Below are 26,731 nucleotides of genomic sequence, written 5' to 3'. Positions count from 1 at the left end.
CGGGAACCTTCGAAGGTACGTGGTGGGAGGACGGACAGCGGATGGTCGAAAAGGTTGCGACAACTCGCTCCGGTCTGCCGTTCGCCCAAGCGCCCGAGCGGCATCTCGCAGTCGCGCTTCTGTTGAAACACTGGGCGGCAGATTTTGTCACCCCGATGAACTTGCCGCTGCCGGGTTGGACACTTCTCGGCGAGATGTCGAACCCTGACCTGCGAAAGTTTGCCAATGACGCTTACGCCGGAACGAACTCCGGCGACGGATTGAACCTGCGCTCCGGGATGCTGACCCCGGGCCTAGGGATGCTCGCGACCGAGGTCGTCATCCGAACTCACACCCACCTCGGGGCATACCGCTCCACGGGCACGCCACGGCTGGCGACTTCCGCAGCGGCCAAACACACGGAGATGCTGCTCGCCGCACACGCCGCAGCCGGAGCGATCAGCGTATCGAAGACCACCGCAGCCGCAATTGCTGGTGAAACCGTCGTCGCCGCTCGACATCTCAACATTCCTGTTCTCATGCGGATCGGCATGCTCGCGTTGAAGGTCCGCTCCGACACCGCGGCCCGCGCGGAAGCCGGAGCACCGTCGTGGGAAAAGCTGCTCGCTGACGAAGCGGCAACTTGGACCCTGCCCGAGGCGCTCACCATCGCGGAACTACTTACGTCCCCATAGGTTCCGTGCGCAGCCGACAATCGCCGCAGTGTCAGCGCGAAGTCCGTCGCGGTGTGCGGTGGCACGGACCGAGCGGCCACTCGCGCGACGGTTCGCAGCAGGCCATGGATGGCGATTCGATAGCTTTCGGGGCGATGCACCAATTATGTCGGTGGCGGCGGCGATCGTTCCAACTGGGCGCACCTGTTGTCCGACCGGATCGCGGGGGGTTGGCGAGGGTTACGGTCGGCGTTCGAGGGCGCTCAGGAAGCTTTCGGCAGCATCCTGGACCCGGTTCCGGTCGCCGGTAGTGAGTAGGTCGAGCAGCAGTCCACGAATCGTCGCGATCACCAATGTGGCTGTGCGGGTGGCGGTCTCGGCATCGGTGTCCGGTATTTGCGCCTCGCGTAAAGCGGCCATCCAATCGGTGACGACGTGGTCGAGGAAGTCCGCGAACTGCCGGGGGGCTTGCAGGGCGCGGCCGTAGGCGGCGAAGAACAGCCGAAACTCCGCCTGCATGCGTGGGTCGGAGGTTCGAGTCCAGACCGCGCGTGCTGCCGTCGCCAGGTCGGGATGCGGACCCGCCGCATCACTGGTGGCGGCGAACATGCGCCGCCGTAACCGCTCGAGGACGACCTGGAGCATCTGCTCCTTGGTGCCGAAGTGGTGCACCAGCGTGGTCGGCGAGACACCGAGGCCGGCGGCGACGGGCCGCCACGACAGCTCGGAGAGCCCGTGCTCGACCATGTAATCCACTACCGCGTCGAGCAATTCGTCCCTGCGCTGATAGTCGACCGGACGTCCTGCCATTACTTGCCTCCCGATCCACCACGATTGACATTCCTAGAACGACTGTACTATCTATATTCATAGTACGACTGTACGAGAAATAGATGAGCGGTCAGGAGCCCCCATGTCACGAGTCGTCGTCTTCGATGAGACCGGCACCCCCGAAGTCCTGCAGATCGTCGACGAACCGGTCGGCGACCCCGGCCCCGGCGAGGTGCGGATCAAGGTCGAAGCCGTCGGTATCAATCGACTCGACCAGATGATCCGCGCGGGCATGTCACCGCGACCGATCCGCCTGCCACACGCCCGCCTCGGCATCGAAGCGACCGGCACGATCGACGCCCTCGGCTCGGGAGTCGCCGGATGGGCCACCGGTGATACGGTCATCGTCGCGGCCGTGCCCGACATGGACACCAACGGCACCTACGCCGAACACCTCGTCCTCCCCGCCGACCGGGTCGTCGCCAGGCCCGCCGGCCTGGACGCCATCAGCGCAGCAGCGTTGTGGGTGGCGTACTCCACCGCCTACGGCGCGCTCGTCGAAAAGGCTGGGATGCAACCCGGCGACCATGTCCTGATCACCGCAGCCTCCAGCGGTGTGGGCCTGGCCGCCATCCAGATCGCCAACCAGATCGGCGCCATCCCCCTGGCCGTCACCCGGAGCGCCGCAAAAGAACGCACCCTGCTGGATGCCGGTGCCGTCGCCGTCATCGTCACCGACCGCGACGATGTCGTCGAGGCCACACACCGACACACCAACGGCATCGGCGCTGACATCGTGTTGGACTCGGTCATGGGTCCCGGCCTGGCCGAACTCGCCGATGCGGCCACGCGATTCAGCGGCAGGCTGATCACCGTCGGCTGGCTGGATCCCCGGCCGGCACCGTATCCGGCCAGCCCCATCACCATGATCCGGTACATGAGCTTCGAGCACACCCTCGACCCGGCGGCCGTGGACCGCATCACCGCATTCCTGACCGCCGGCATCCGCACCGGCGCCCTGCGCCCCATCATCGACACCGTGTTCGCCCTCGACGACATCGTCGCCGCCCACCGCTACCTGGAACAGGGCCACCACACCGGCAAAATCGTTGTCACCGTTTGACGCCGACGCCGCCCGGGCGTCCTCGCGCCTACTGTCGTCCCGATCTCGTTGGGCGCGAGGCAGAGACGGTGAACGCAGTGCGGTCATCGGTGGAGTCGGCCCACTGCAGCGTAAGCACTCAGATCCGACGCCGCGCGGTGTCGCGGCGTCGTGGAGAGTGCACGTACCCCGCTGCTGGGGACGGGTCGCCACCGGTGTGGGGCGATCAGGCCGGGTGTGACGAGTCGGTACCCGGCGAGCATGGCCGTGATCTCGTCGCGCCCGCGTGCGTGGTAGGCGATGCCCGCACTGCGGAAAGTTTGGGTGGCTGAGTGGATCTGGTGAGTGTGGACGTCGTCGGTGATGTGGGTGAACACCATCCATGTCCCGGAAGCAAGGCGGTCGGTCAACGCCGTGACCATCGCGGGAGCGTCACTGATCAGTTCCGCGGTCCCCGACACAAACACCGCGATCGGCCTGGCTGTGTCCATCACGGCAATGATGTCGCCGAGGACCGCCGAAGTGTCGGTCAGATCGGTATCGGTAAAGAAGCGGTTCGGACCCGTCAGCAGGGCACGGCCGTAGGCGGCGACAACGGGGTCGTTGTCGATGTAGAGGATTCGGGTGAGGTCGTCGTTCCGGGCTCCCGCGATTTCGTGGATGTTCGGGGCGTGCGGGTAGCCGCAGCCCAGTTCGACGAACTGGGAAACCCCGTGCTGGTCGATCAGGTACTCGACCGCGCGCAGGATGAAGCGACGTGATTCGGTGATCGCGGGCGTGATCTTGTTCGCCGCCAGGCTGGTGGCCAGCGCGTGGTCAGGCGCGTAGTGGTCCTTCCCACCGAGGATCGCATTGTGCAGGCGCGCGGGGGTGGGCCGGTACGGGTCGGCGGTGGTCATTGCGGGCTCCTGCCGCTTGGGCATCGCAAGTTGTGCCTGTTGTTGCGGTGCAACAGAATTGGATGAGCTAGCTAGCGAGGCCTTTGGGGATAGGTCATCGCGGTGTCGCTTCCGCGTCGTAGGTCATCAGCACGAGTCGACTCCTGTCGAGTTGTTGCACCGTTGGAGTTCTTCGACGCCTTCGGCGTGAGAGCCCCTTCAACGACTTAGACGCCGCAAAGGTGAATTCGGTTCCTTTGCAACGAATATCGGTCTAGCTCGGCTCCTCCGGCGTTGGGCCGCCGGTCGACTTGGTGGCATTCAGGTGGTTTGGAAGCGCATGAGGCAAGGCCGAGGTGCGGCGACATCGCCAGGCCGGAAGGTCAGGGCAGCAGGGTTAGGCGAGCACCGCGAAAATTGTTGCGGGCGAGCCGCTCCTACTGCTGAATAGCCTCACGGATCTGATCGGCCAGCACCTGGTTGCCAGCGGCGATGAACTTGCGGCACGTACTCATTGTTGTTGATTTCAGGCAGGCTGTACCCCGACGGTTTCCCCGGGCCTGCCCGGCAAATCTGTCCATCTACCGATTGCCGCCGACGATGTGTCTTGCGACTGACCAGCCGATCAAGCGGCGCGCGGCGCGTACATGATGACTGCGACACCGACCAGGCAGATCACCGCGCCGACTACGTCCCACCGATCGGGACGGAAGCCGTCCAGCGCCATCCCCCACAACAGTGATCCGGCGACGAACACGCCACCATAGGCTGCGAGGATGCGTCCGAAGTTGGCGTCGGGCTGCAACGTTGCGACGAAACCGTAGATCCCCAGGGCGATGACTCCGGCGCCGATCCATGCCCAGCCACGATGCTCACGCACGCCCTGCCAGACCAGCCAAGCCCCGCCGATCTCGGCGATTGCAGCAAGAACGAACAGCAGGATCGAGCGCACCACGGTCATGGGCAGAGCCTAGATATCCGGTTCAGGATGCTGCGATCGTGGTGGCGTACCCGTAGACAGAGCCCGAACACGATGACCGTCCTCGTGATCGATTCAGTAGCCACAGCCGCTGTCTCCTGTACTCGATTTGCGGTTCAGATCGTCTAAAGGGACTGGGCAGGTGGGGTTTTCGCTACATACGAGCAGGTCATCAGAGCCTGCGGCAAGGGCGGCGCGCAATGTGTTACGTACCGCGGTCAGCTTGGCGAGCTTCGCGTCGATGTCAGCTGGTTTCTAGGTGGCGCGGGCCTGTAGCCCAGCGACGCCGATTTGCCGAACTGGGTTGCCGCGAGCGATCGGCGACTTCAATCCCTAACTGATTTCCTCCGCCGCGCCATGTACTCGATCGCAGCAGTCCGACCGTATTCGGTCATCAAAGTAGTCGCGAGCCCTCCCGCGAGGACACACGCGACCGAGGTCCCGCTGCGGGTTCGCAGCAACCGTCCGCGGACAGGTGCGCGGACCCGGTCGCCGCGCACGAACAGGTCCACCCGCGGTTCGCTCACACAACCAGGTAGCAGCGCACCAGTCGCGGTGCATGCCCCGACTGCCAGGCATCGTGGGTCACTCGCCGGGAAGAGGATCGGCCCTGCTGCCGAGTTGCCCGCTGCCGCGATCACGGCGATCCCGGCGTGGGTCGCTGCCCGCAGCGCGGCGATCAGTCCGGCATGAGCGTCGGGCTGGCCCAGCGGGATCACGATCACGTCTGCACCCGAAGACGTCAGCCATCGAATGGCGGTGGCGACATCATCGGGACGGATGACGCCGTCCGCTGACGCGGTGCAGGCAACGTTCAGGCGCGCACGTGGCACGGTTCCGCGCAGTCGAAATATGCCCTGTCCGACCAACAGCGATGCGGAGAAGGCCCCGTGTTCGCGGAACCACAGTGGGGCAGTCCGTCCGCCACCGAACCACCGGACGGTGATGCCGGCGCCGTCCAGGTCGGCAACCGACTGATCGAAGCCGCCTTCGATCAGTCCGATCGTGAGGCGCGTCTCCCGTTCCTCGGCCATCGAGTTCGGCCACCACACGACGCGCGGATCGTGCGCGGCGGCTATCCGCGGCCGCAGATAGTCGACCGCATCGATGACGGCCGTGCGCTCGCGCTCCACCGTCGACCTCGAGTTGTCGTTGATTCCGCACATCCGGAGCACTTCCTTCGATCTACCCACGGGCTACTGACTGCAGCCGTTCATCACCTCCACAGCAGCATGTGTCGCGAACGCGCCGACCGCATCCGGGCTACCACGGTGCCCTTTTCGGTGTCAGCACCGAAGTGCGCCAAAGAATTCATACATAGTGTCGAGTTCTCATCGAAGTAATGAAACACGAAAGGAAATCGACATGGCCATCAACAGCATCGATTCGCAGCTCGGCGATATCATCGATCCGAAACTGCGCAAAATTGGCGAGCGCGTGGTTCGCCAGCTCGAACTGGCGGCAGATAAAGTTGCCGCACACGCTGCCGACGCAGCGCGGTTCCCGCTGCCCACTCAACGAGATTCCGCCGAGAATATTTTGGCGGGCTGGTTCGACACCATGCCCGAAAAGAAGCGGGCCGCCGCCGGAGTCGCCGCTATCCAGCGGGTGAATACCACCGCGATCCGCACGGCGCATCTCGGGGAACTGGCCGGGGTCGATCTGCAGACACGGACTCCGATCGCCTCGCAAGGCTCCGCTTTCGCCATCCCCAACCTGAAGTTCTCCGCCGCGGACCTCGCGAAACTGCAAAATCCGGCGTTCCTCGGCACATTGCGCGGGATGATCCCCCAGCATGCACCCGCTCGAGCGACGCGGTCGGATAGCCTCCTGCTGCGGGTGACCCAGATCCGCTGCGCCAACGAGACCAACAGCCCGTTCGGCGGTCACATCGGCGAAGACGACATGTGGCTCGGTGGCACATCCGTCGATGAAAGCGGTGACACGAAAACCATCAAGCCGATCAAACTCGGGAGTTTCAACAATAAGGAAATAAAGCACTACAATCCCCCGCGAACCTTCACGAGCTTCAATATCACAGAGCGCGGAAATTCCTTCCCCAAGGCCTATCTCGTGACACTCGTGCTAGTCGAACGAGACAATGGTAAGGCTATGCAAACATTTCTGGATCGGGTCACGAAGGAGATCAAGAAGCAGGTTCAGGACGCTCTGGTCAAGGTGGGTACGACCATCGGAGGGCCGTTCGGGCTGGTGGTCGGAACCATTTCCGCTTGGGTATTCGGTGAGCTGATCGACTACATTTCCTCGGGATGGCGGGACACTGTATTCCGGCCCCTCACTGTCACTGCCCACATCGGCTCGTACGACAGCGTATGGGTCAGCTCCGGCCGCAAGGACAGCACGGACCGAATGCTGGAGACCAAGGCGCCACAGGCGCGGTATCAGCTCTGGTACGACTGGTTGCTGTACAACTCGACAGCCGGGTTAGGAATCATCTAGTGCCGCGTCAGTCGACCTTGGTTGGGTAATTTAACCGCCGGATCTTCGCACCGACAGCGAAGTTTCGGGTCGGGCGGGCGTGCTGGTTGTGCCAGCGAATGTTGCCGCCGATCGCCGCATCCTGCACGACAGGGCTGCGGCGATCGGTGCCGTTGAGCGCGAAGCAACGGAACGCCGCGAACTCGCCCGTCTTCGCTGGTCTGCCCCGTTCTATCTTCGATGCGAAGCGTCCACCCCTTCTCGTCGAAGTCGTGGATCACTTCTGCACCTACGCTTCCGACATCTAGCCGACCCGCCTCAGCCTCCGACCATGTGCACGCCGCCGGGCGCCCATGGCCGGTCTGACGGCGCAACCATGTCTGATCAAGGTGGGAGACAACATTCACGTCGCCCTTTCGAGCTGCGCACCATCGCCAGACGGCACCCGACGCCGCGGCTCCGGCCATCGGGGGTGTTGAGGTAGTACCACTTGCTGGAGTGAGACGTTTGTTACGCACCCCTGCTCACGTCGGTCGGGTTGGAGCAAAATGGCGGGTGGAACAGTCTTTCCTGACCTTTCACAACAGATTTCGATTTCCACGGATGCCCTGACGCAGCGGGTTGAAAGTCCGCGTCGCCACAGCGAACTCACGACTGAGCGTGAGTGCTGCCACCCGATCGTGCAGCAGTCCCTAATGATTGGGCGCCCTGCCGGGGAAGTAATGCCCGTTGTCCAAATCGGCGAGCAGGCCGGGCTGAGTGGGTTCCCAGCCGAGGGTCCGGCGAGTGATGAGGTTGGACGCCGGGTAGCTCTGCGTGACTATGTTCGCGAGGAACCCGAAGTATCCCGGCACCATCAGCACGTCCGAGGGAATGCTCACGACGGGCAGGCCCAGTCGGCTGCCGATGGCCTCGGCGATATCCCGGAGTGGGATGGCCCCGTCCCCTACCGCGTGCCAGTATCTGCCGGCCGGCCCCTTCTCCAAAGCCAGGCGGAACACGGGGGCGATATCGCGGACGTGCACGGCGTTCCACAGGTTCGCGCCGTCTCCGGGGTAGCCGACGAAACCCTTCTCCTTCGCGAGCGCGATCAGCTGCACGAGGAACCCGCCACGATCGGTCGTGCTGTGCGCGATGTTGGCAAACCGCACGACCGAAGACCGCACTCCCTGCTCAGCGAGGTCGACTACGGCGGTTTCCACGACATTGCGAACCCGCAGGGTGCCCTTGTACTCATCGCCGCCCGGAAGGGCCGGGTCCTCCTCGGTGGCCGGCCGGCCCAGGTTCCCGGCTGAGCCGATACTCCCCGCCGCGACCAACGGCTTTCCGGTTCCCGCGAGTGCCTCGCCGTAGGCGAGGATGATCGGGAGTTCCGCGGCGGCCACGGCGTCGAGCCCGCCGGAGGGAAGCAGGTCTTGCCGGTGCGCGACGTGAATGACACCCTCGGAATCCGCGGCCGCGTCTTTGAGCCCGTCGAGATCCTCCAGGTCGCCGCGACGTACCTTCGCGCCGAGCGCGGACAGGGCGGCCGCGGCCGTGTCCGACCGGGCCAGGCCGGTGACCTCGTGCCCGGCGGTGACGAGTTCGGGGATGATGTACGAACCGGAATGGCCGGTCCCGCCAGTGACGAAAACGCGCATGTTATTGCTCCTAGTGCGTGATGCGGCGGAAGAAATGGCGGTGCGCGCCCACTCAGTCGGCGATGTCGACGCTGAGGGCGATGTCGAAGCTCCCCACGCCGTGGCGGGCCAGGCCCATCAGCAGCGGACCGACCCCTTCCAGCCAGCGCGCCATCTCGAGTCCGCCGACATCGAAGGGACGCAGTCCCAGGCTCTCGATGAACGCCGACACGCCGGCCTTGGCCCGCGCGTCATCTCCGGCGAAGAACACGTCCAACGGACGGCCCTGGGCGATGATGTGACCGAAGACGGTGTTGAACGCCTTCACGACGTGTGCGCTCGCGGGGGCGGCCTCGGCGATCTCTTGCGCACCGGACGTACCGTCCGGAGTGACGAGCCCGGTGGCGTCGGCGTTGAAGGTATTGGTGATGTCGATGATGACCTTGCCTGCCAGTGCATCCCCGTACCGGGCGACGACCGATACCGCGCTGGTGTACGGCACGGCGAGGACGACGATGTCGCCGGCAGGGACGGTGCCGAATGTCCCGGCCGTGGCACCGCCGCCTAGCGCGGCAGCCAGGCCCTCGGCCTTGGCCGAGTCGCGGCCGAGGATCTGCACAATGTTGCCGCCGGCGACCGCGCGAGTGGCGATGGCGTGGGCCATGGTTCCCAGACCGATGAAACTGATGCTGCTCATGGATGTGTCCGTCCTTCTCTGATCTGAATCGAACTGCTCGGACCGGGGCTCAGCCGGTGAACTCGCCGACGCCGAGGGCGAAATCCCAGTGGCCTACCCCGTTGCCGTGTGGTTCAGATGGCGGTGGTGCCGCCGTCGGAGACCAGTTCCAGACCGTTGACATAGCTGGAGTCGTCGGACGCGAGAAATAGTGCGACGGTGGCGATTTCTTCTGGGCGGCCCATTTTCCCGCGGGGGATGAGCGACTCGAATTCGGCCCTGGTGGCCTCGTCGAACAATTCTTCTTGTTTGGCGGTGGCGACCTGGCCCGGGGTCAGGACATTGACCCGGATCTTGCGGTCACGCAATTCGTTCAGCCAGACGCGGGCCCAAGCCTGTTGGACGGCTTTACTTCCGGCGTAGAGGCTCCAGCCGGGGAAGGCGCCGAGGGAGGCGTTGGATCCGGTCATGAAGATCGAGCCGTTGTCGTTGATCAGCGGCAGTGCCTTCTGCACCGTGAACAGGGTGCCGCGCGCATTGAGCCAGAAGGAGCGGTGGAACTGTTCCTCGGTGATCTCGCCGAGGACGGCGGGTTCGCCCGTCCCGGCGCTGGCCCACAGCACGTCGATCGAGCCCTTTTCCCGCTTGACGGTGTCGTACAGGCGGTCCAGGTCGTCCAGATCGGACGCATCACCCTGGACGGCGGTGACGCTGCGTCCGATCAGCTCGACGGCGGCGTCCAGCGCTTCCTGGCGCCGGGCCTGGATGAAGACGTGCGCTCCTTCCTCGACGAACAGTTTGGCGCCGGCCAGTGCCATGCCGGTGGATCCGCCGGTGATTACCGCTACCTTGCCATCGAGCTTTCCCACGATAACTCCCTTGAATTGATGGGTATCCGAAACAGTTCGGTTTTTTGTTGCGCTCGTCAATTCCGTCGAATGACGCGATGGAGGGGACCGGTTACTGACGTACGAATTCTGGTTCGATTCCGAATTCGCTTGCGCCCCATGAACGATGCCACTGAGTCGAGTTGGCGTCCAAGACCCATTTCAGCCGTGGTGATACCTTGGAGGCATCACCGGACCAGGAGGCGCCATGGATCTGGATCTGCGCAAGTTGCGCTACTTTGCCGCCGTCGCCGACAGGCTGCACTTCGGCCGCGCCGCCGATGAGCTGCACATCGCGCAGCCGGCGCTCAGTCGGCAGATCCGTGCGCTGGAACACGATCTCGGCGCAGAACTGTTCACCAGAGATCGCCACGGCGTAGCGCTGACCGACGCGGGCCGACAACTGCTGGCCGACGCCGGTCCGCTGCTCGCCTCCGCGCACGCGGTCCGGCGCCGGGTGGCAGTCGCCGCCCGCGGCAGCCACCGGCTGGTGGTCGGCTTTCGGGCCGGCATTCCGGTCATCCCAGCGGCGCGGGCGTTCGAGGCTCAGCATCCGGACGTGGTCGTGGACGTGCAGCGCATGGAATGGGACGACCAGGCCCCGATGCTGCTCGACGGCCGCGTCGACGTCGGCTATGTGCGGCTGCCCATCAACGAGACCGGTCTGCGCCTGACTCAGCTCTACACCGAGCCGCTCATGGTGGTGCTGCCCGCCGATCACCGGCTGGCAGGCAAGGAGGAGGTCTCCGAGGCCGACCTGGCCGGTGAGCCGCTGATCTGGCATGCCGACGCGAGCACGCAGCCCACCACGCGCCCGCTCCCCGACTCAGGGCTTCGGGTGCGCGGCGTGGAGGAGAAGCTCGAGCACGTCGCGGCGGGCCGCGGAATCTCGTTCGTGGGGCGTTCGGAGACCGTGTTCTATTCACGTCCGGACATCAGCTACGTGCCCGTCCCGGATCTGGCGCCCGACCAGGTGTACCTCGCGATGGCGGCATCGCGCACCTCGCCGCTGGCCGACGACTTCTTCACCGCAGCTCAGGCGACGGCTGAGATCACGGCGGAATGCGGGAACTATGAAATGTGGCGGCGTCAAAGCGATGCGGTTTCACAGCACGGCTGAGCAGTCGCGTGCGCTCGGCAGCTGGTGGTCCGACGGCCCACTTCGCACCCCGCTCCGACGGCCGCAACTGCATCGTCGGCGGCAAGCGGAGACTTCGCACCAATCCGATTCTCTGACACTGGGTGACCCGACCGAACGCTCCGGGTACGCAGCATCAGTGATCCGCCGGCTCGTCCATGGCTGAGGGTCGCATTGCATCGGCCAGTTCGCCGAGGTTCGCGAATCTCTTGCCCGGCACCGCCATTCGACCAGTCGGTTCGCCGTTGAGCCAGTACACGATCTTCTCGTCGTCAGGCTCGACGCCATACATCCAGCCCACCGCATCCGTGGCGCGCGCGAGCTCGGCGAAAATCCGATGGAACGCGGGGGAACGACTGAACAGGAAGTGCGTCGAGGTCGACCATGAGAAGACGCGTATCCGTGCGCACGAGGGGACGAACCGACTGGCGAACTGGACCTTCAGTCGCACGTTTACCTGCGTTGTCCCAGTCGTGACGAGGGCGCCCTGCGCGAGTTGTTCCTCGGCGGTGAGTTCGAAGAGGTCCACCATCTCATCGGCGCTCAGATCGTCTCGGTAGCGGTAGAACTTCCCCTCGATCTCAGTGAACATGACCGACTCGAAAAGCTTGTACCGGTGGGCGATCTCCTCGTCGACGTCGACTCGCATCGCCAGCAAGAGATCGAGGTCGTTGCCCCTCCTGCAATCGACGAACGACCGGTCGACGATTCCGCCAACGCGATAGGGCAGGTCCACTTGCCGTCGGTCGGGCAACAACACCTTCGTTGCGACCTGCAGCGGTCGAGCGGCTCGATCGGCCAATATCTGCAGTGCGTGCTCGACCTCCGCGGGCCGGACATAGATCTCGTAGTCGACTGCTGTTCCCACCGCACTCCCCCTCGAATCTCCCCGCCCATAATGAATCAGGTTCGACTGACTGTCATCCGAAATTTTCAAGGCAGCGACGAGGGGGAATCACACATGTCGAGGCACGATCGCGACGACGAACTGGCCCAATTCCTCACGAGCGTCGGCGCAGCCTGGTACGCGATCGCGTTGGACGAGATCATGGGGTGGGCGACAGCGATCGGCGGATTTCGCCCAGGCCGTGTCGGCGGCGAAGGCTACATCGTTCGAGGTGACGAGCTCGGGCCGGAGTTCGCCGACTGGATCCAGCACTGTGCGACTCACCCGGACGCACGCGACACCCTGACCATCGTCGTGTCCGATATCGCCCCTGATGTCGTAGCTCGCATCCAGATTCTCGGAGCACGCGCAACGACACAGGTGCCAACGCAGGAGGGGCGGGTGGTCATCGCCTATAACGAGGTGATTATCGAAACGGCGCGCCAGACACCGACGCCATGAGCTCGGAACCGTCGTCGTGGCGAAGTCGTCGTTTCGCGAGGACACTGAGGAACGGAGCACCCAACTCGTCCCCAGGAGCAGATGCGATGGCTACCAATGAACCTTTCGGCATCGATCCGCAAGATTTCGAACGTGCGCTGCGTGAGGCAGGAACCGAACTGCGCGACCTGCTCGGAAAAGCTGGTGACTATCTGAGCCATGTCGATCGTGCCGACGTCGGTTCATTGACGTCGCTGTTCGGTCAGTTCTTCCAGCCGGAGCAGCCACGTCCGCCGATGCCAGAGGGCGAGACCACCGGCGACACCGGCAGCGGGGTGTGGGCGATCTTCAGCATCGACGACACCGGCCAGGCCAGCGTCGACCAGGTGTTTCCGACCGAGCTCGAGGCTTTACGCGCACATCGTGACAACACCGACGATCGCCGGCGGGTGCGGTTTCTGCCCTACGGGGTTCCGGCAAGCGTGTTGGACGCGCCCTGAGGGTCCGGACAGCTCCACGGCGTCGCGCGACGCCGTGGATGCCGAATCGCGGTGAATTCTCAGGTCGAGACAACGATGCTGGAGTGTGCCGTGGTCACTGCCCCGGTTCGCAGTCGATCCACTCCAGGTAGCCGCTTCCCGTGACCGAACGTCGGCCCTGCCAGGTTCCTCGGTAGGTGTAGGCGCCGACATAGCCGCGGCCGTGCCCGTAGCGGAGCGGGCTGTCGACTTCGGCGTCGAATGTCAGGACCTCCGCACCCGCCGCATCGCGCACCAGCCAGCGCAGTTGTTGCGGGACGCGCATCGGGCGGCCGCGAGGATCGACCAGCGGTTTCGGCTGATAGGACAGAACCGTCATGGCGACGTCGTCGTACACCCGCGTTGTCCCGTCGACGCACCGTACATGCGCGAGCAGGCACGCGACCGCGCCGGCGGCGCGAACCTCGGTGAGCAGCACCTGCGTCGAACTGTCGAGGTTGATGATCTGGTAGGTGAAGAAGTCGACGGGGAGCTTGCGTTGTGTCGGAAGCGCCTGTGCCGTAACCGATTGCGGCGACATGCAACGGGCGTATTCGAACGTGCACAACGTCTGTTCGATGGCGACCGTGCCGGTCTTGTCGGTCAGGGTTCCGGTGGCGGTCGCGAACAGGCTGAGGTGGTCGTAGAAGGGGGTGCGGACGAACCACGAAACCTGGTCCGTCGCTCGGATATCGAGGCTCACGTCGAAATCGTCATACTGACCGCGGACGTGGAAATAGGGATACGCCCCGGTGATGCTGAGCTCGCGGCCCCAATCGAGACGGGAGCCGTCGTCGGCGAAAGAGCAGTCGTGTCCGGTGTCGTAGGCGCGGTAGTGGTGTTGCCCCTCGGCGGCAGTAGACGACAGGACGGTGGCCGTGTCGCGGGCGTCATCGGCGGCGAGGTAGTCGTTGTCGAAGGCCAGTGCACCAGTCGCACCGATGAAGGTCATCGTGTTCAGGTAGCGGTGCGGGCCGGGTAGCTCGGGGAGGAACACTCCGTAGTGCGTCCATGCCCACCGCCGGGACTCGGCGTGCGGTCGCATCATCTCCGGTGTCCTGAACGGCCTGGTCGAATCCAGGACGCGCGAGTCGATTCGTGGCAGGACTGCGTCCAGTATCGGGCGTGCGAGACGATCGAGTACGCGCGATCGACGGTCGGCTGCGGGGTGCTGAGTGAATGCCGTGGGGTGTTCCATGAGCGCCATTGCTCCTTCGCTGGACGGCCGGGCCCGCGCCTGCCGGTGAGAGCCACATGTGTGTGTTACCGATAGTCACGGGTAGAATTGACTGATTGGTAAATTACGCTCGGGATTCCGAACCGTCAAGAGCGACCGAACGCTATCGGTCGGCCTCCCGACCTGGACTACGCGATGGAGTGGTCGCTTCACGGTGGTCCAACCGGCACCTGGACGGCGCCGGGCGCAGACCAACGCCGAACCACACCGCGGACCCTCGGTATCCCGCGCCGGTGTGATCTCAGCGCCGGGTGCAGAACCTGGACAAACAGCAGGTCAGCTAGGCGATTTGGTTTCCGACGGCGCGTCGGATAATCTTTTGGCACACCAGCAAGTCCGGGTGGCGGAATGGCAGACGCGCTAGCTTGAGGTGCTAGTGCCCGTATTAGGGCGTGGGGGTTCAAGTCCCCCTCCGGACACGCAAAGAAGGCCCCGATCATCTGATCGGGGCCTTCTTCGTCTGCAAAATGCATCGGCGAGAGGCCGCGCAGATCTCGGTTGTGCGAGACACCAACCAGCTGGCCGTCGACAAGGACCGGACCGCTCGGGCCGCAGCCGACGAGTCCCCGCTTGCGGGCGCCGGTGCACTGCCCGCAACCGCACAGATCTTCGTCGCCCACCCGCGCGAGGCATCGCCGACCTCACACCAGCAGGTTCGAACTGATGGCGATCAGCAGCGTTGCAGAACTGGACAACAGCCCGGACCCAGTCAGAAGTGCTGGCCTACCAGACTCACAGGATTTGAACCTGCGACCACCTGGCGCGGGTTCCAGTTGTCCAGAACCTACTCATCAGTTCCGAATAGTGCTCAGTACCAAGGGTTTCCGAGAAACGACTCTTCTCAACGAATCGCATGAATTCCGGTCAAAACTGTGGGGGTTCTGTGGAGGCAGCCGCTGAACGTCCGGTCGACGGGCTCATCCCCGCTCGCGCGGGGAGCACAGTGAGCAGGCCGGGGCAGATGAGCAGGGCGGTGCTCAGCGCACCGATGAGTGTGTGTCGCAGCGTCATTGCTGACTTCCTTGTCAGGTCAGAGAGCGGTGTCGGCGTAGCGGCGTACGCGGGCGTCGTAGTCGGCACGGGCGCCGGCGTCGAGGCTGTGCAGCACCCGGTCGCGGGTGAGGTGACCGCGCACGACCGCCGTAACCCGGTCGGGCAAGACCGCGGCGGCCAATTCGTGGACGCGCATCCAACCCGGCACCGCGACCAGGGTGCGCCCGTGGCGACAAGACGCGACCATGGCTTCGGCGATGCGTTCGGGCTTAACGGTTGGCAGCACCCCGCCGAGCTGCACACCGGCGACCAGATCGGTGCGCACGACCGACGGCAGGACCGCGGTCACGGTCACACCGGTGCCCGTGAGTTCGTCACGCACCGATTCAGTGAACCGGATGACCGCATGCTTGGAGGCGCCAGCTCAACGGGCGACCACGCAAAACGCTCGGCTGGGAAACCCCAGCCGAGCGTTTGCATAAAACTACTCACGGCCTGAACAACTGACCACGTGTTGCGACGACCCCTAGAAATCGCCGTTGCGGCGCGCCACACAGGCGCGCGGACGGCCTCGCGTAGATCAGGATGTGTCCTGTGGCCTCACCCGAGTTCGAGGGAAGTGACACCGAAAACCCTGTCCTGGAGATGGTTTCGGACGCCACCGGTGTACATGCGCGCGGTCTCGAACGTGGGTGTGAGGCCTGCCGTCTCGGCCAGTAGCACCGCCGGTTCGTTACCCAGTGGCACATCAACCGCCAGTGACGCGCCGTCCGAGGCTCGCGCGCACGCAGCGAGCAATTGGCGCGCGTCGTCGACCGTGTCGGCGAACAGCGGGCCGACCCGCCAACCGTCGCGGGCGGGGCGGACAGTACAGAATCCAGTGAGGGTCGCGTCGACGATCCGCAGGAAGGTGCGGTGTGTCGGCTCGGTCAGCCAACGCGCCAGAAACATGGGCCGGGCCGCGGGAACGCAGCGCGCATCATAGGCGAGCACATCACCCACCTCATCGGGCAGCAGGACGCGAACGGTCCCGTCCGGTGCGGGCATGGTCGCGACACCGCCGAAACGCGCACTACGATAGGCGAGTTCGAATCCGCTGCGGCGATAGTTGTTCTGCTGGTCCACGACCCCGTCGAGCCCGACCACACGGGCACCCGCGTGGGTGAGCCCCTTTCGCCACGTGGCAATCCCGAAGCCACGTCCGCGCAGATCGGGTCGGACCAGATAGAAGCCGAGGAAGGCATAGGTGTCGCCGTAGTTCACCACCGAGATCGCCGTGGCGGGCTCCCCGTCGACCCGCCCGAGGAAGAATCCGTGCGGATCCTGGGCGAAGAACGCGCCGCGATCAGCCTCCCCCGGATTCCATCCTTCGGCCGCGGCCCATTCGACGACGGTGGCCCACTCGTCCGGCGTGGCCCGGGTGATGACGAGATCTGCGGGGTGCACAGCAGTTGGCATAGCCTCCACGGTAGCTGCGGGCTCGCCCCATATCGGCGCAAGCGCCACCACCGGAGGCGCCCCCGACAGGCAACATCATGGATTCTGTATTCACTTTCGAGACATCCCCGAGCAACATCGGGAACGCGGCTTCCCGATCGAGAAACCACATCCAAGTCGCCGTTTCGGACCCGGGTTCAGGACGAACCAGCCACCGCAAGCCGGTGCGGGAGCATGGCAGGTGAGCCTGCACAACGACCTCGACCACTCCCTTGAACTGCGGGTACTACCTATGGTCGAGTGGCAGGCCGCAACGCGTGCGCACCTGGAGCGGCTCGACGGGTTGGTCGGGCAGTATCGCGAGCGGCGTGTGGCGGGCACCGCCCGTCCGGTGACGGATTTTCTGTTCACCTAATGGCGTACGGAGTGCCCGCGGTCCGAAGCCTTCGGGCAGAGCCGTTGAGCTGTCAGCCCATCATGGTCGACATCGCCCAACGGCGCGCTCACTGCCGCGACAGCGGAGCATCAGGTGGTGTAGCGGGTGGCGCTGCCGCAACCTCGGTGTTCGAGCGGCAGAGCGGCGACGGGTTTGCGCCATCCCAGCCCCGATCTGCCAGGTTGCCCCAATTCGACCGCAGGTCGATCGGCGATCTCTAGGGGTCGTCGCACGTGGTCAGTTGTTCAGGCCGCGAGTAGTTTATGCAAACGCTCGGCTGGGGTTTCCCAGCCGAGCGTTTTGCGTGGTCGCCCGTTGAGCTGGGTAGCGACCGCATCCAAACGCGCCGGGTCGTGGACGGAGAGAACGCACGCCAGCAGATCACGCAGATCATCGACACCGTGGACCTGGCCTCGGGGCTCATCGGTTTCTGATTCCGCGAGCACGCGCTGTTTAGAAACTGGTTTGCGCGGTAGCACCACAATCCGGCCAGCCGGTGTTCTCTCCGGTCGAGGTAATGGAACAACTTCTACAATCGATCCAACAACGAAATGTTGCGTCGACCAGTTGAATCCGCCCAATACACCTCGGTCGTGTTCACTGAATCCCTTGCCCTGCAGGGCCTCGGCCTCGATTGGCAGCGTCGGCGGTGCTTACGACAACGCCCCCGCCGAGTCGATTATCGGGCTGTTCAAGACCGAAGTCGTTCGCCGACACGGCCCGTTCAAGACCGTCGCCGCGGTCGAGTTCGCGTTGATGGAATCGCTCGATTGGTACAACAACGCCCGCCTGCATTCCCGGCTCGACTGCCTCACCCCGGCCGAGCACGAGACGGCCTACTACGCTCAAAACCCGCCACGCCGACCGGCGCTGGTCAACTCCTGAAGCCGGTCTTCAACCCGTGACGGTTCAAACCGCCCACAACTTGGCCTAGGCACAGCAAGGCCAAGCACCACGATCGGCCGGACACTCCACTCAGCTCCGTACTGAAGGCGAGCCGAGCTGGACTCGCATCTGGAAGCGGTACTCGCATGATTCGCACCGTGAGAAGTCGCTAACGCGTGCGCGAATACGGTGCTCGATGACTTGGACTCAACGAATCGGCATAACAGGACGGCAGGATGAGCGGCGCGAGTCTGCGGTCCGCACCGCTCACCTGCCGCCAAGAGGCTAGCAATCTCGTTGCAACGCAACATATTTGCCCTCGGACTACCCGAATAGCGTCACGCTGCACCACCAATACGCCTCTCCTCACAGGTCGCCACACACCGTGTACACGAGGGTGACAACGACAGCCATGGTCGAGCGCCAATGCCGTGCTTGTCGAGCGCCAGCACGTGCAGCAGGCCGGACCATGCTGTCGATTGCCGCACAGCAACCACCGCGATGCCGACCACCCTAGAAAGATTCGACGTCTAGGCAGTGGCCTCGACTGGCATTCGCGAGGGATTCGACGTCGGTTCCTCTCACAGCCGTGACTGGGAGCGGCGCACGGTTTCCGGGTCGATCTCCTGAATCTGGATCACGACCCCGTCGGGGTCAGTGACGCGGATACTACGGCCGAAGTCCTCATCGACGAGAGTGTGCTCGTATCCATCGTCGGTCAGGCGAGCGGAGACGTCCTCGAGCCGCTCGTCGGTGGAGAATCCGAGCTCGACCGTCCCAGGTGAGCGCCCCTTTGATACGGCGGCGTCATGGACGCCGACCGCGCCGGCAGAGGCGTCCAAGTGCGCCCACACCGCGACACTGACATCCGCGCGGTAAGTGAGACCGAGTCCCTCATAGAAGCGGCGGGATGCGGCCACGTCAGCGACATAGCGGATAGGCAGAACAGTGAGCACGGAATCCTCCTGGCAACTAGGAATATCGGTGTCCCAACTCTGAAACATAGGCCCTCGATAGTCGCTCAGACAGTCCACATTTGGTGGATTCCGACGTTAGACTGCCCATTAGTGGTGGATCATGTCACGCTCGACACCGACGACCGGCGAGTGCTGCACGCCCTACAACTCGACGGCCGGGCGTCATTCGCACGGATCGCGGCCGCGCTCGGCATGTCCGAACGGGCAGTCTCACGCCGCTATCATCGGCTGCGGTCTCAGTTGGCACTGCGCGTCGTCGGTGTCACCGGCCACCACCAGCAAACGCATGAGGACTGGTTCCTGCGCATTTCGACCGCGCCCGCGTCTGCGGAGGCCGTCGCGCGTGTGCTCGCCGCCCGCTGGGACACCTCCTGGGTAGCTTTCCTGGCGGGCAGCGGCGAGCTCAGTTGCATCTTGCGCGTTCCCACCGCAACCGGTGACGGCGGCAGCGCACTCGAGCAGTTGCGGCGTGGGACAGGTATCGGAACCATGACCGCCCAAAGGCTGCTCACCCCCATCGCAGGTGTGGGCGGGTGGCCCGGTCGGCTGCAAGCACTGACCGCCACCGAGCAGCAAGCCCTGAAACCGGCCACTACGGGGCACCCCACCCCGGCACCGCCGTCAAGTGACGACGAGCAGCTCCTGCGGCTGTTGGCCACCGACGGCCGTACCAGTACCGCCCGCCTCGCCAGCGCCTCGGGCATTCCCGAATCGACGGTACGGCGCCGGATCGGTGACCTGACAGCCCGCAGTGTGCTGATGTTCGAGGTCGAGGTCGACCCCAAGCTCTACGGACGGTACACAGACGTGATCTGCTGGCTCGACGTGCAACCGGCCGCGCTCCGCACCGTCACCGCTTCGCTCAGATCCCACACCGAGGTTGCATTCGCCGCCACGACCACCGGAACGAGCAACATCGTCGCCATACTCGAGGTCACTACCGCCGACGCGCTCCACGACTACCTCGCCGACCGCATCGGCGCGCTCCCCGGCGTGCATCGATTTCAGACAGAGATCGTCTCCCGATGGATCAAGCGAGCTGGCCCCCGCCTGTCGCCGCAGGCCTGATGATGGCGGCTACGCACCCGGTACCTCACATCCACCAACGACGTGAGCGGGCAACTTCACTGGGTGAAGGCGTGGCGCCGTCGGAGCTGATGGTGCCGGTGTAGGTCATGCCGAGACCGGCATCGACGAGTATGTCTCCTCGACGGCTCCACCGGTAGGTCAGCGGAGAACCGGAACCCGAGTAGATGTTCACGGCGAAACCCCGCGCGGCCTTCACAGGGTTAGCCTGTCCCGGCGAGGTGCTGGCCGCCGGTCTGGCCTCGATCTACCGCTTCGTCGCGGGCGCACTCGGGTTGGCTGTCTGCCATCCCTGATCGCTGCTACCGCATGACTCCCGTGTGCCCGGTGGAATAGCGGCCGGGCTGCGGCCACACCGTCAGCCCGTGTGGTCCGTGGCCAACGGGGATGCGCGCCAATAGAGTCCAGTTGACGATGTCGACCGCGTACACCTCGTTGTTGTATCGACCCGACACCCAGAACACCCGACCGTCAGCGGTGATGTTGCCCATGTCGGGGCTGGCGCCGCCGGGAACGAACCACTTGTGCACCAACGCGTTCGCGGCGAAGTCCCAGACCGAGATGCTGCCCTCGTGGCGGTTGGTGATCAGCATCTGCTTCGAGTCGCGGGTGACGTAAAGCCCGTGCGTCCCTTTGCCGGTGGGGATGAAGCCGGTGTTCTCGAAGGTATGCGCGTCGATCGTGTAGACGCCGTCGGCCATCATGTCGGCGACGAAGAACACATGTCCGTCGGGTGAGAGCTTCACATCCTGCGGCATACCGCCGCGCCCGCCCGGTAGATCGATCATCTTGATCAACGTGCGCTGCGCGACATCGAAAACCGCCATGCGGCCGATGAATTCACAACTGGCCACCGCGAAGCGACCATCGGCGGTGAAGTCCATGTGGTCGACGCCCGCGCACTCGGGCACCGCGAGCGCATGCAACTTCTGCCAGGTCACCGGATCGTAGAAGTCCAGCGACTTGTCCGCTTCGGCGACGACCAGAGCGAACTTCCCGTCGGGCGTGTAATACATGTTGTAGGGGTCTCGGACGGGAAAGGACGGTCCCGCGGGCGCTCCGGTGCGCGGGTCGATCGGCAGCAGGCTGCCGCCGCCGATCGGCAGGTCGTTCGTGGCGTATAGCGTCTGCATGTCATGGGACGGCACCACATGCTGTGGCTCGGAACCGCCGGTCGAGTAGTTGTCAACGATCTGGAAGGTGTTCTGGTCGATCACCGTCACCGTGTTGGACTTGCTGTTGGGCACGTAGACCAGCGGCCGGTGATCGGCGACCGAGGGGCTGAGTTCCCGATTGGCGGCGTAGATGTCGGTGGGCGAGAGCGGCGGCGGCATGCCCGGCAACAGATCGGTCATGTGTGCGGGCATGACCGTCGTCGAGGTCGTCGACGAGGGCGCGATGGTCTCGACTGTCACTGCCTCGCTGTTCGCACAGCCTGCGGTGACGGCAATCAGCAAGGACGCAGCAGCTTTTCCGATGCGCGACGTTCGGTGGTTCACCCGCGGCACGGTTCCACCCGCAGGTGTCATCCGAATGACATGCTTCGAAAGCCTAGAACCCCACCTGGCTAAAAGCGAGCAAGCTCTCCTCTGCACGCCTTTCGGCCGAGCGTGCGCTCCCCCACCTCTCCACGCATGGTCGCCGTGGCGAATTTCTGACCTCCGGAAAGACATGACTATCGGCGGCTAGAACAACCACCTGCGCTGGCCTGGGCATTCAGCCTGCGGGTCGCTCCCCGTGCGGCTCGCACACACGACGTCGAAACCCCCGGCCCATGCTGAGCTCGGGGCGGGCGGAGGCGAGCCCGTTGCGCGAGCAGGTGACGCAACGGGCTTGATTCTCAGCGCTTCCGCAGGTCGACCACTGTGGATAGCGAATGTATCCCCCTCCGGACACGCAAAGAAGGCCTCGATCATTTGATCGGGGCCTTCTTCATCTGCAAAATGCATCGGCGAGAGGCCGCGCAGATCTCGGTTGTGCGAGACACCAACCAGCTGGCCGTCGACAAGGACCGGACCGCTCGGGCCGCAGCCGACAAGTCCCCCGCTTCCGGGCGCCGATGCACCGCCCGCAACCGCACAGATCTTCGTCGCCCACCCGCGCGAGGCATCGCCGACCTCACACCAGCAGGTTCGAACTGATGGCGATCAGCAGCGTTGCAGAACTGGACAACAGCCCGGACCCAGACAGAAGTGCTGGCCTACCAGACTCACAGGATTTGAACCCGCGATCACCTGGGGCGAGTTCCAGTTGTCCAGACCCTACCCATTGACGCCCAATAGTGCTCCGTACCAGGAGCTTTCGCGAAACGACACTTCTCATCGTTTCGCATGAATTCGCATTGATTCCGGTCAAAGTGTGGGGTTTCTGTGGGGCGTTTCCAAGCTCGCCTCAGGACATCACCACCGCCAGCGATTCTGGGGACGAAGCGACAGCGGACCGTCTTCGCGCCGAATTGTCGAAGGCTGTGGAACAGTTCGACGATCAATCTGCCAGCGGAGGAAAGTGAAGAAGGACCGGTTCCTGGCCGTACCAAGTGGCGCTGTCACCGGCCACGATCTCGGCGACGGCTCGCATTCAGTGTCGGATACCGGTGGCGCGCTTGATAAGTGCGTCGAAGGCACGGTCGGGCAGCAACCATTTCAGGAAGATCAGTGGTCGGGAACCGAACCCGACCTGGTAGCGGGTCTTGGGTCGGCGGGCGGTGACGGCCTTGCCGATCGCGTCCGCGATCACCTCCGGCGGGGAACCAAGGCGGGCGACGGTGGCCTGCGGGCCCAATGAGGCGGCCACCGCTTCAGCCTGAGCCGAGTAGGGACCGTCGCCGGAGACCTTGCGCAAGTGGTCGGCGGCGATGCCGCCCCACTCGGTACGGATACCGCCGGGTTCGATGACGACCACGTCGACGCCGAAGGACTTGGCCTCGAGCCGCAGGCAGTCGCTGAGCCCTTCGAGAGCGAATTTGGTGCCGTGGTACCAGCCGCCGAGCGGGGTGTAGATCTTGCCACCCATGGAGGTGATGTTGACGATGGTGCCGCTGCGCTGTTCACGCATGTGCGGCAGGGCCAACTGGGCCAGGCGCGCGGCGCCGAAGACGTTGACCTCGAACTGGTAGCGGGCCTCGTCGAGTGGCACGTCCTCGACCGCACCGTAGGAGCCGTATCCGGCGTTGTTGACCAGCACGTCGATGCGCCCGGTCTCGGCCACGACGAGTTCGATACCGGCGCGCACAGAGGCGTCGTCGGTGACGTCCATGGCCAGCGGGCGGATCCCGTCGGCGGCCAGTTTCTGTAACCGGTCGGTGCGGCGGGCGGCGCCGTAGACGGTGTAGCCGAGGGTGGCGAGTTTGCGGGCAGTAGCTTCGCCGATACCGGAGGAGGCTCCGGTGACGAGGGCGATCTTGTCGGTCATGTCGTCTCCTGTCGGTAAGGTGAACAACAATTCATGTTCTATCGTGAACGAGTATTCATCTTCACGCAAGGACCCTGTGGGAGAAGTTCATGACCGAGGCCAGACCGCAGCGCGCCGACGCGATCCGCAACCGCGGCAAGATCGTGTCCGCCGCCCGTGAACAGATCACCACGCACGGACCCGACGTGGGGATGAACGAGATCGCGACTGCGGCCGGGGTTGCCGTCGGCACCCTCTACCGTCATTTCCCGACCAAGGCAGACCTGGTCACCGCCATCGTGGCCGAATATGTGGCCCAGGTCGCCGATGACGCCGAAGCGGCGTGCGATCGTGTCGCGGGCGGCGCGGACGCCACGCACGAGATCACGGCGTTCTTGCGACGGGTCGTGGAGGTCTCGGCCATCAATCACGCTGCCAAAGCAGCGGCACAGACCCTCGGCGCCGATCTCCGGGTACAGACCGACGAACAGCGCGCCGGCGCCGCACTGGCCACGCTCATCCGCGCCGGGCAAGCCGACGGCAATGTCCACCCCGATGTCACCGTCGCCGACATCTACCTGCTGTTCTCCACTGCTCCGATCGACCGGTCCCCTGCCGCGCGCGAACGCTGGCTCATGCTGGTCTTGCCCGGCCTGAGCGCCCACACCCGAACGGTTGGTTGATCAGCCCGGAGTGTCGCGACCCTGGGCTGGGCACGTTCTAGTCACTGACCCTCCCGCCCACGCGTGCGTCTGGAGACCGCGACGCCGATCGTTCAGGTCGAATGCGCGCCCCACGACATCCGAAAACGGCCCGAAGCCAAAGGCTTCGGGCCGCGCGTCCGATATCGGAGTCGAACAAGGCTATCGCGAGGCTCCATGGCGGCCGGTGACCAGCTTGACGAGGAACAACAGAACGACCGCGCCGGCGATGCAGGTGAAGAAGCTGAACCACAGTCCGCCACCTTCGACGTCCACCCCGAGCAGTTCGAGCAGGAATCCTCCGAGCAGACCGCCGATGACGCCGACGACGATGTTGAGCAGGATTCCTTGCTGGGCATCGGTTTTCATGATCTTGCTGGCGATCCATCCGGCGAGTCCGCCGATGATGATCCATCCGAGAATACCTAGACCGAGCATGGCCTGCTCCCATCGTCTGAATGTGCTGACGAGCATCCGGTGCGCTCGTCCGATCGCGGCATACCCCGGCATGGCGCAGCCAATCAGCCGAAGCGGCAGTCCCGCGAGTCGTTGGCCGGAAACGACGTGGAAACTGGCATGGCCGTTTTGCGCCTGGCAGCTCCACGGCCTCGCCGACCGTGGAGTCGAGCGGACCACTCGCCTATTTGATGCTGCCGGAAAAGGGAATTCGAGGTTGTGTCATGCCTCTCAGTTCGAAAGCGCCGGCACTCGTACGCCTGCTTCGGGCTGTTGACCGCCGACGCAACGATGAGCGGTGTGACCCGAGCGATAAGTGGCGTCGACTGTCGATGTTCGAAGTCGTTTCAGTGGTGCTCGAAGTCGTGTTCAGCTGTCCCGGATTCCTTCGGTGAGCAGGTGCTGAACGGTCCGGTCATGGGTGTGGTGCTGCGGCTGCGGTGATGGCCCGGTTTTCCAGGACGTGGTCGGGCCAGCCGTGGCGGGCGAGGTGGAGCGCGGTTCGGCCGAGCTGTCCGGTGTCGGTGATCAGGGCCGGTGCCAGCCCGAGTCGCCGTAGCAACGGGATCAGCGGGGTGATGGCGGTCGCGCCCCAGCGGTAGGCCGTGGTGTTGGAACGCTTGTGGTGTGCGGGCAGGACGAATCCTGGCCGTAGGGCGTATCCCTTGGGGAAGGTCGCGATGATCAGGTTCTCGGTGCGGCCTTTGACCCGGGCCCACCGGCTCCGGCCCTGTTCTGTGCTGTCGGTCCCACCGCCGGAGACGTAGACGAAGGTGGCCTCGGGGCGGGTGGCAGCGATGTACTGGGCTGCGATGCTGGTGTAGCCGTAGGTGATTCGTTCGTACTCTGCGGCGTCGACCAGGCTCGCGGAGACGCCCAGGGCCCAGAAGCAGGCGTCGATGTCGGCGAGTTCGTTGCCGAGGCCGGTGAAGTCGGTGAAGTCGCTGTGGGTGAGGTGGCGCAGTTTCGGGTGTGTGAGCCCCGATGGGGTGCGCCCGATCGTGAGGACCTCGGTGACGTCGTGGGCGCGCAGGCTTTCCTGGAGGAACCCGTCGCCGATCAGGCCGCTCGCGCCGAAGATCGCCACTTTCATGTTCTGACTCCTCGAGTGTGTCGGGATCGTGCGTGGATGTCAGCGAGGGCCGGGAATCACCGCACCGGTGAGATTTTCGGCTTCGGCCCACAGCCGGGCAGCGGTCGCTCGGTCGCGGCCGGGTCGCGGCAGCGCGACGGGCTTGGTCGGGCCGACCATCGCCCATCGGGGTCCGTAGTACCCGCCGGAGACCGCGTCGGGGCTCGTCGCGGCGTAGAGCAGCGGCTCGGCGCCCTGTTCCGGGGCCTGGGAGGGCACGATCTTGTAGGCGATCGTCTCGAGCAGGCCGGGGCGGCCGCCGTTGAGGGTGGGACCGGAGGTCATCAGGTTGGTGCGGGTGTAGCCGGGGTGCGCGCCGGCCGAGACCAGGTTCCAGCCGCGTTGTTCGGCGAGTTCGGCCAGGTGCACCATCATCAGCATGTCCGCCAGCTTGGACTGGGCATAGGCGCGGGTCGGGCTGTAGTCGCGCACCGACTGCAAGTCCTCGAAATCGATCTTCGCGCGGTTGGCGGTTCCGCTGCTCATCGTGGCGACCCGGGGTGCGGGTGCGTCGAGCAGCAGCGGCAGCAGGCCGGTGGTCACGGCGAACGGACCGAGGAAGTTGCTGCCCAGCTGGAGCTCGAAGCCGTCCGCGGTTTCGGTGCGCTGGGGCACGTTCATCACCCCGGCATTGTTGAGCAGCAGATCCAGGGGGCGGCCGTCGGCGCTCAGCGCGGCGGTGAACGACCGCACCGACGACAGGTCGGCCAGGTCCAGCCGGTGAACCTGGACTTGGGCATCGGGGTGAGCGGCCCGGATCTCGGCGGCGGCCTGATGGCCCTTGGCGGGCGTGCGTACCGCCAGGATGACCTCGGCACCGGCTCCGGCGAGACGTTTGGCGGCTTCTTTGCCGGTGCCGCTGTTCGCGCCGGTGACGACGGCGAGCTTTCCGTGCTGGTCGGGGACCTGATACATCGTGAACTCCTTTAAGTACTGCCGGTATCTTGCGTGGGGCCCACGGTAAAGTACCACCGGTTTGTTGTCAACGAACCGGCGGTACTTTAGTCTTGGGTG

General features: G+C 64.8%; 28 protein-coding genes, 1 tRNA gene and 2 pseudogenes. 12 read left to right on the top strand and 19 right to left on the bottom strand.

Features of this window, described 5'->3' with window-relative positions:
* Positions 1 to 674: pseudogene (locus tag ACWGCN_RS14745) on the top strand (hypothetical protein); the annotation flags it as partial.
* Positions 675 to 893: 219 nt separating this feature from the next.
* On the opposite strand, the gene ACWGCN_RS14740 reads toward ACWGCN_RS14745, so the two are convergent.
* Positions 894 to 1,463: a TetR/AcrR family transcriptional regulator gene (locus ACWGCN_RS14740; RefSeq protein WP_452460167.1), complete on the bottom strand. Its 570-nt coding sequence runs from the start codon at positions 1,461 to 1,463 to the stop codon at positions 894 to 896.
* A 103-nt stretch (positions 1,464 to 1,566) separates the two neighbouring features.
* Here ACWGCN_RS14740 and ACWGCN_RS14735 point away from each other — a divergent pair, with 103 nt between their 5' ends.
* Entirely contained in the window at positions 1,567 to 2,547 is a 981-nt protein-coding gene (locus ACWGCN_RS14735) for a zinc-dependent alcohol dehydrogenase family protein (protein ID WP_452460168.1), read from the top strand.
* An 83-nt stretch (positions 2,548 to 2,630) separates the two neighbouring features.
* Here ACWGCN_RS14735 and ACWGCN_RS14730 read toward each other — a convergent pair whose 3' ends face one another.
* The 3 genes from ACWGCN_RS14730 to ACWGCN_RS14720 all read right to left on the bottom strand — a co-directional run bounded on the left by ACWGCN_RS14730 (position 2,631) and on the right by ACWGCN_RS14720 (position 5,549).
* Positions 2,631 to 3,425, bottom strand: coding sequence for an SAM-dependent methyltransferase (locus ACWGCN_RS14730; protein ID WP_452460169.1), 795 nt, complete (start codon positions 3,423 to 3,425; stop codon positions 2,631 to 2,633).
* Positions 3,426 to 4,029: 604 nt separating this feature from the next.
* Positions 4,030 to 4,365: a YnfA family protein gene (locus tag ACWGCN_RS14725; RefSeq protein ID WP_452460170.1), complete on the bottom strand. Its 336-nt coding sequence runs from the start codon at positions 4,363 to 4,365 to the stop codon at positions 4,030 to 4,032.
* Positions 4,366 to 4,709: 344 nt separating this feature from the next.
* Complete coding sequence (locus ACWGCN_RS14720; RefSeq protein ID WP_452460171.1) at positions 4,710 to 5,549, bottom strand: S8 family serine peptidase; 840 nt, start codon at positions 5,547 to 5,549, stop codon at positions 4,710 to 4,712.
* Positions 5,550 to 5,748: 199 nt separating this feature from the next.
* Here ACWGCN_RS14720 and ACWGCN_RS14715 point away from each other — a divergent pair, with 199 nt between their 5' ends.
* On the top strand, positions 5,749 to 6,843 hold the full coding sequence (locus ACWGCN_RS14715; protein WP_452460172.1) for a hypothetical protein: 1,095 nt from the start codon (positions 5,749 to 5,751) through the stop codon (positions 6,841 to 6,843).
* 671 nt (positions 6,844 to 7,514) lie between these two features.
* Here the strand turns inward: ACWGCN_RS14715 and ACWGCN_RS14710 are convergent.
* The 3 genes from ACWGCN_RS14710 to ACWGCN_RS14700 form a co-directional block, all read right to left on the bottom strand.
* Positions 7,515 to 8,462, bottom strand: a complete 948-nt coding sequence (locus ACWGCN_RS14710) for an SDR family oxidoreductase (protein WP_452460173.1) — start codon at positions 8,460 to 8,462, stop codon at positions 7,515 to 7,517.
* 52 nt (positions 8,463 to 8,514) lie between these two features.
* The gene (locus ACWGCN_RS14705) at positions 8,515 to 9,138 is read right to left on the bottom strand and encodes an NADPH-dependent F420 reductase (RefSeq protein ID WP_452460174.1); all 624 of its coding nucleotides are present in this window, start codon (positions 9,136 to 9,138) and stop codon (positions 8,515 to 8,517) included.
* 113 nt (positions 9,139 to 9,251) lie between these two features.
* Positions 9,252 to 9,986 carry an SDR family NAD(P)-dependent oxidoreductase gene (locus ACWGCN_RS14700; RefSeq protein ID WP_379218653.1) on the bottom strand — a complete coding sequence of 245 codons (735 nt, stop codon included), beginning with the start codon at positions 9,984 to 9,986 and terminating at the stop codon, positions 9,252 to 9,254.
* A gap of 226 nt (positions 9,987 to 10,212) precedes the next feature.
* Here ACWGCN_RS14700 and ACWGCN_RS14695 point away from each other — a divergent pair, with 226 nt between their 5' ends.
* Positions 10,213 to 11,124 (top strand): LysR family transcriptional regulator, encoded by a 912-nt coding sequence (locus tag ACWGCN_RS14695; RefSeq protein WP_378990414.1) that lies wholly within the window; start codon positions 10,213 to 10,215, stop codon positions 11,122 to 11,124.
* Between the two features lie 154 nt (positions 11,125 to 11,278).
* Here the strand turns inward: ACWGCN_RS14695 and ACWGCN_RS14690 are convergent, their stop codons facing one another.
* Positions 11,279 to 12,010, bottom strand: coding sequence for a hypothetical protein (locus ACWGCN_RS14690; RefSeq protein WP_452460175.1), 732 nt, complete (start codon positions 12,008 to 12,010; stop codon positions 11,279 to 11,281).
* 93 nt (positions 12,011 to 12,103) lie between these two features.
* On the opposite strand from ACWGCN_RS14690, the gene ACWGCN_RS14685 reads away from it, so the two are divergent.
* Together ACWGCN_RS14685 and ACWGCN_RS14680 are read left to right on the top strand one after the other, a co-directional pair.
* Positions 12,104 to 12,490, top strand: a complete 387-nt coding sequence (locus ACWGCN_RS14685) for a hypothetical protein (RefSeq protein ID WP_452460176.1) — start codon at positions 12,104 to 12,106, stop codon at positions 12,488 to 12,490.
* Positions 12,491 to 12,576: 86 nt separating this feature from the next.
* The gene (locus ACWGCN_RS14680) at positions 12,577 to 12,969 is read left to right on the top strand and encodes a hypothetical protein (protein ID WP_378990417.1); all 393 of its coding nucleotides are present in this window, start codon (positions 12,577 to 12,579) and stop codon (positions 12,967 to 12,969) included.
* 94 nt (positions 12,970 to 13,063) lie between these two features.
* Here ACWGCN_RS14680 and ACWGCN_RS14675 read toward each other — a convergent pair whose 3' ends face one another.
* Positions 13,064 to 14,035 carry a DUF6670 family protein gene (locus ACWGCN_RS14675; RefSeq protein WP_452460177.1) on the bottom strand — a complete coding sequence of 324 codons (972 nt, stop codon included), beginning with the start codon at positions 14,033 to 14,035 and terminating at the stop codon, positions 13,064 to 13,066.
* Between the two features lie 523 nt (positions 14,036 to 14,558).
* On the opposite strand from ACWGCN_RS14675, the gene ACWGCN_RS14670 reads away from it, so the two are divergent.
* Positions 14,559 to 14,643: transfer RNA gene (locus tag ACWGCN_RS14670), tRNA-Leu, on the top strand.
* A gap of 445 nt (positions 14,644 to 15,088) precedes the next feature.
* Here ACWGCN_RS14670 and ACWGCN_RS14665 read toward each other — a convergent pair.
* The 3 genes and pseudogenes from ACWGCN_RS14665 to ACWGCN_RS14655 form a co-directional block, all read right to left on the bottom strand.
* Positions 15,089 to 15,235: a hypothetical protein gene (locus ACWGCN_RS14665; protein WP_452529034.1), complete on the bottom strand. Its 147-nt coding sequence runs from the start codon at positions 15,233 to 15,235 to the stop codon at positions 15,089 to 15,091.
* Between the two features lie 19 nt (positions 15,236 to 15,254).
* Positions 15,255 to 15,626, bottom strand: a pseudogene (locus ACWGCN_RS14660) (short-chain dehydrogenase); the annotation flags it as partial.
* Between the two features lie 191 nt (positions 15,627 to 15,817).
* A complete protein-coding gene (locus tag ACWGCN_RS14655) occupies positions 15,818 to 16,675 on the bottom strand; it encodes a GNAT family N-acetyltransferase (RefSeq protein ID WP_378987175.1) in 858 nt (285 codons plus the stop codon).
* A 220-nt stretch (positions 16,676 to 16,895) separates the two neighbouring features.
* Here ACWGCN_RS14655 and ACWGCN_RS14650 point away from each other — a divergent pair, with 220 nt between their 5' ends.
* The 3 genes from ACWGCN_RS14650 to ACWGCN_RS14640 all read left to right on the top strand — a co-directional run bounded on the left by ACWGCN_RS14650 (position 16,896) and on the right by ACWGCN_RS14640 (position 17,975).
* The gene (locus tag ACWGCN_RS14650) at positions 16,896 to 17,069 is read left to right on the top strand and encodes a hypothetical protein (RefSeq protein WP_452460489.1); all 174 of its coding nucleotides are present in this window, start codon (positions 16,896 to 16,898) and stop codon (positions 17,067 to 17,069) included.
* 284 nt (positions 17,070 to 17,353) lie between these two features.
* Entirely contained in the window at positions 17,354 to 17,524 is a 171-nt protein-coding gene (locus tag ACWGCN_RS14645; RefSeq protein ID WP_452529037.1) for a hypothetical protein, read from the top strand.
* Positions 17,525 to 17,699: 175 nt separating this feature from the next.
* A complete protein-coding gene (locus ACWGCN_RS14640; protein WP_452460014.1) occupies positions 17,700 to 17,975 on the top strand; it encodes an integrase core domain-containing protein in 276 nt (91 codons plus the stop codon).
* A gap of 581 nt (positions 17,976 to 18,556) precedes the next feature.
* Here the strand turns inward: ACWGCN_RS14640 and ACWGCN_RS14635 are convergent.
* Positions 18,557 to 18,931: a VOC family protein gene (locus ACWGCN_RS14635; RefSeq protein ID WP_452460015.1), complete on the bottom strand. Its 375-nt coding sequence runs from the start codon at positions 18,929 to 18,931 to the stop codon at positions 18,557 to 18,559.
* 114 nt (positions 18,932 to 19,045) lie between these two features.
* Here ACWGCN_RS14635 and ACWGCN_RS14630 point away from each other — a divergent pair, with 114 nt between their 5' ends.
* Positions 19,046 to 20,020 carry an Lrp/AsnC family transcriptional regulator gene (locus ACWGCN_RS14630; RefSeq protein ID WP_452460016.1) on the top strand — a complete coding sequence of 325 codons (975 nt, stop codon included), beginning with the start codon at positions 19,046 to 19,048 and terminating at the stop codon, positions 20,018 to 20,020.
* Positions 20,021 to 20,045: 25 nt separating this feature from the next.
* Here ACWGCN_RS14630 and ACWGCN_RS14625 read toward each other — a convergent pair whose 3' ends face one another.
* The 3 genes from ACWGCN_RS14625 to ACWGCN_RS14615 all read right to left on the bottom strand — a co-directional run bounded on the left by ACWGCN_RS14625 (position 20,046) and on the right by ACWGCN_RS14615 (position 23,449).
* The gene (locus ACWGCN_RS14625) at positions 20,046 to 20,237 is read right to left on the bottom strand and encodes a hypothetical protein (protein WP_452460017.1); all 192 of its coding nucleotides are present in this window, start codon (positions 20,235 to 20,237) and stop codon (positions 20,046 to 20,048) included.
* 103 nt (positions 20,238 to 20,340) lie between these two features.
* Entirely contained in the window at positions 20,341 to 21,633 is a 1,293-nt protein-coding gene (locus tag ACWGCN_RS14620) for a YVTN family beta-propeller repeat protein (protein WP_452460018.1), read from the bottom strand.
* A 982-nt stretch (positions 21,634 to 22,615) separates the two neighbouring features.
* Complete coding sequence (locus ACWGCN_RS14615; RefSeq protein ID WP_452460019.1) at positions 22,616 to 23,449, bottom strand: oxidoreductase; 834 nt, start codon at positions 23,447 to 23,449, stop codon at positions 22,616 to 22,618.
* A gap of 89 nt (positions 23,450 to 23,538) precedes the next feature.
* Here ACWGCN_RS14615 and ACWGCN_RS14610 point away from each other — a divergent pair, with 89 nt between their 5' ends.
* Entirely contained in the window at positions 23,539 to 24,111 is a 573-nt protein-coding gene (locus tag ACWGCN_RS14610) for a TetR/AcrR family transcriptional regulator (protein WP_387443837.1), read from the top strand.
* A 180-nt stretch (positions 24,112 to 24,291) separates the two neighbouring features.
* Here ACWGCN_RS14610 and ACWGCN_RS14605 read toward each other — a convergent pair whose 3' ends face one another.
* From ACWGCN_RS14605 to ACWGCN_RS14595, 3 genes are all read right to left on the bottom strand, one after another.
* Positions 24,292 to 24,567, bottom strand: coding sequence for a GlsB/YeaQ/YmgE family stress response membrane protein (locus ACWGCN_RS14605; protein WP_452460030.1), 276 nt, complete (start codon positions 24,565 to 24,567; stop codon positions 24,292 to 24,294).
* Between the two features lie 433 nt (positions 24,568 to 25,000).
* Positions 25,001 to 25,678, bottom strand: coding sequence for an epimerase (locus ACWGCN_RS14600; RefSeq protein ID WP_452460020.1), 678 nt, complete (start codon positions 25,676 to 25,678; stop codon positions 25,001 to 25,003).
* Positions 25,679 to 25,717: 39 nt separating this feature from the next.
* Positions 25,718 to 26,632 (bottom strand): SDR family oxidoreductase, encoded by a 915-nt coding sequence (locus ACWGCN_RS14595; protein ID WP_452460021.1) that lies wholly within the window; start codon positions 26,630 to 26,632, stop codon positions 25,718 to 25,720.
* Positions 26,633 to 26,731: the final 99 nt, after the last annotated feature.

Source organism: Nocardia sp. NPDC055050 (assembly GCF_053608345.1).
The sequence above is the reverse complement of the archived record's forward strand: the minus strand, read 5'-3'. Positions and strand labels throughout refer to the sequence as shown.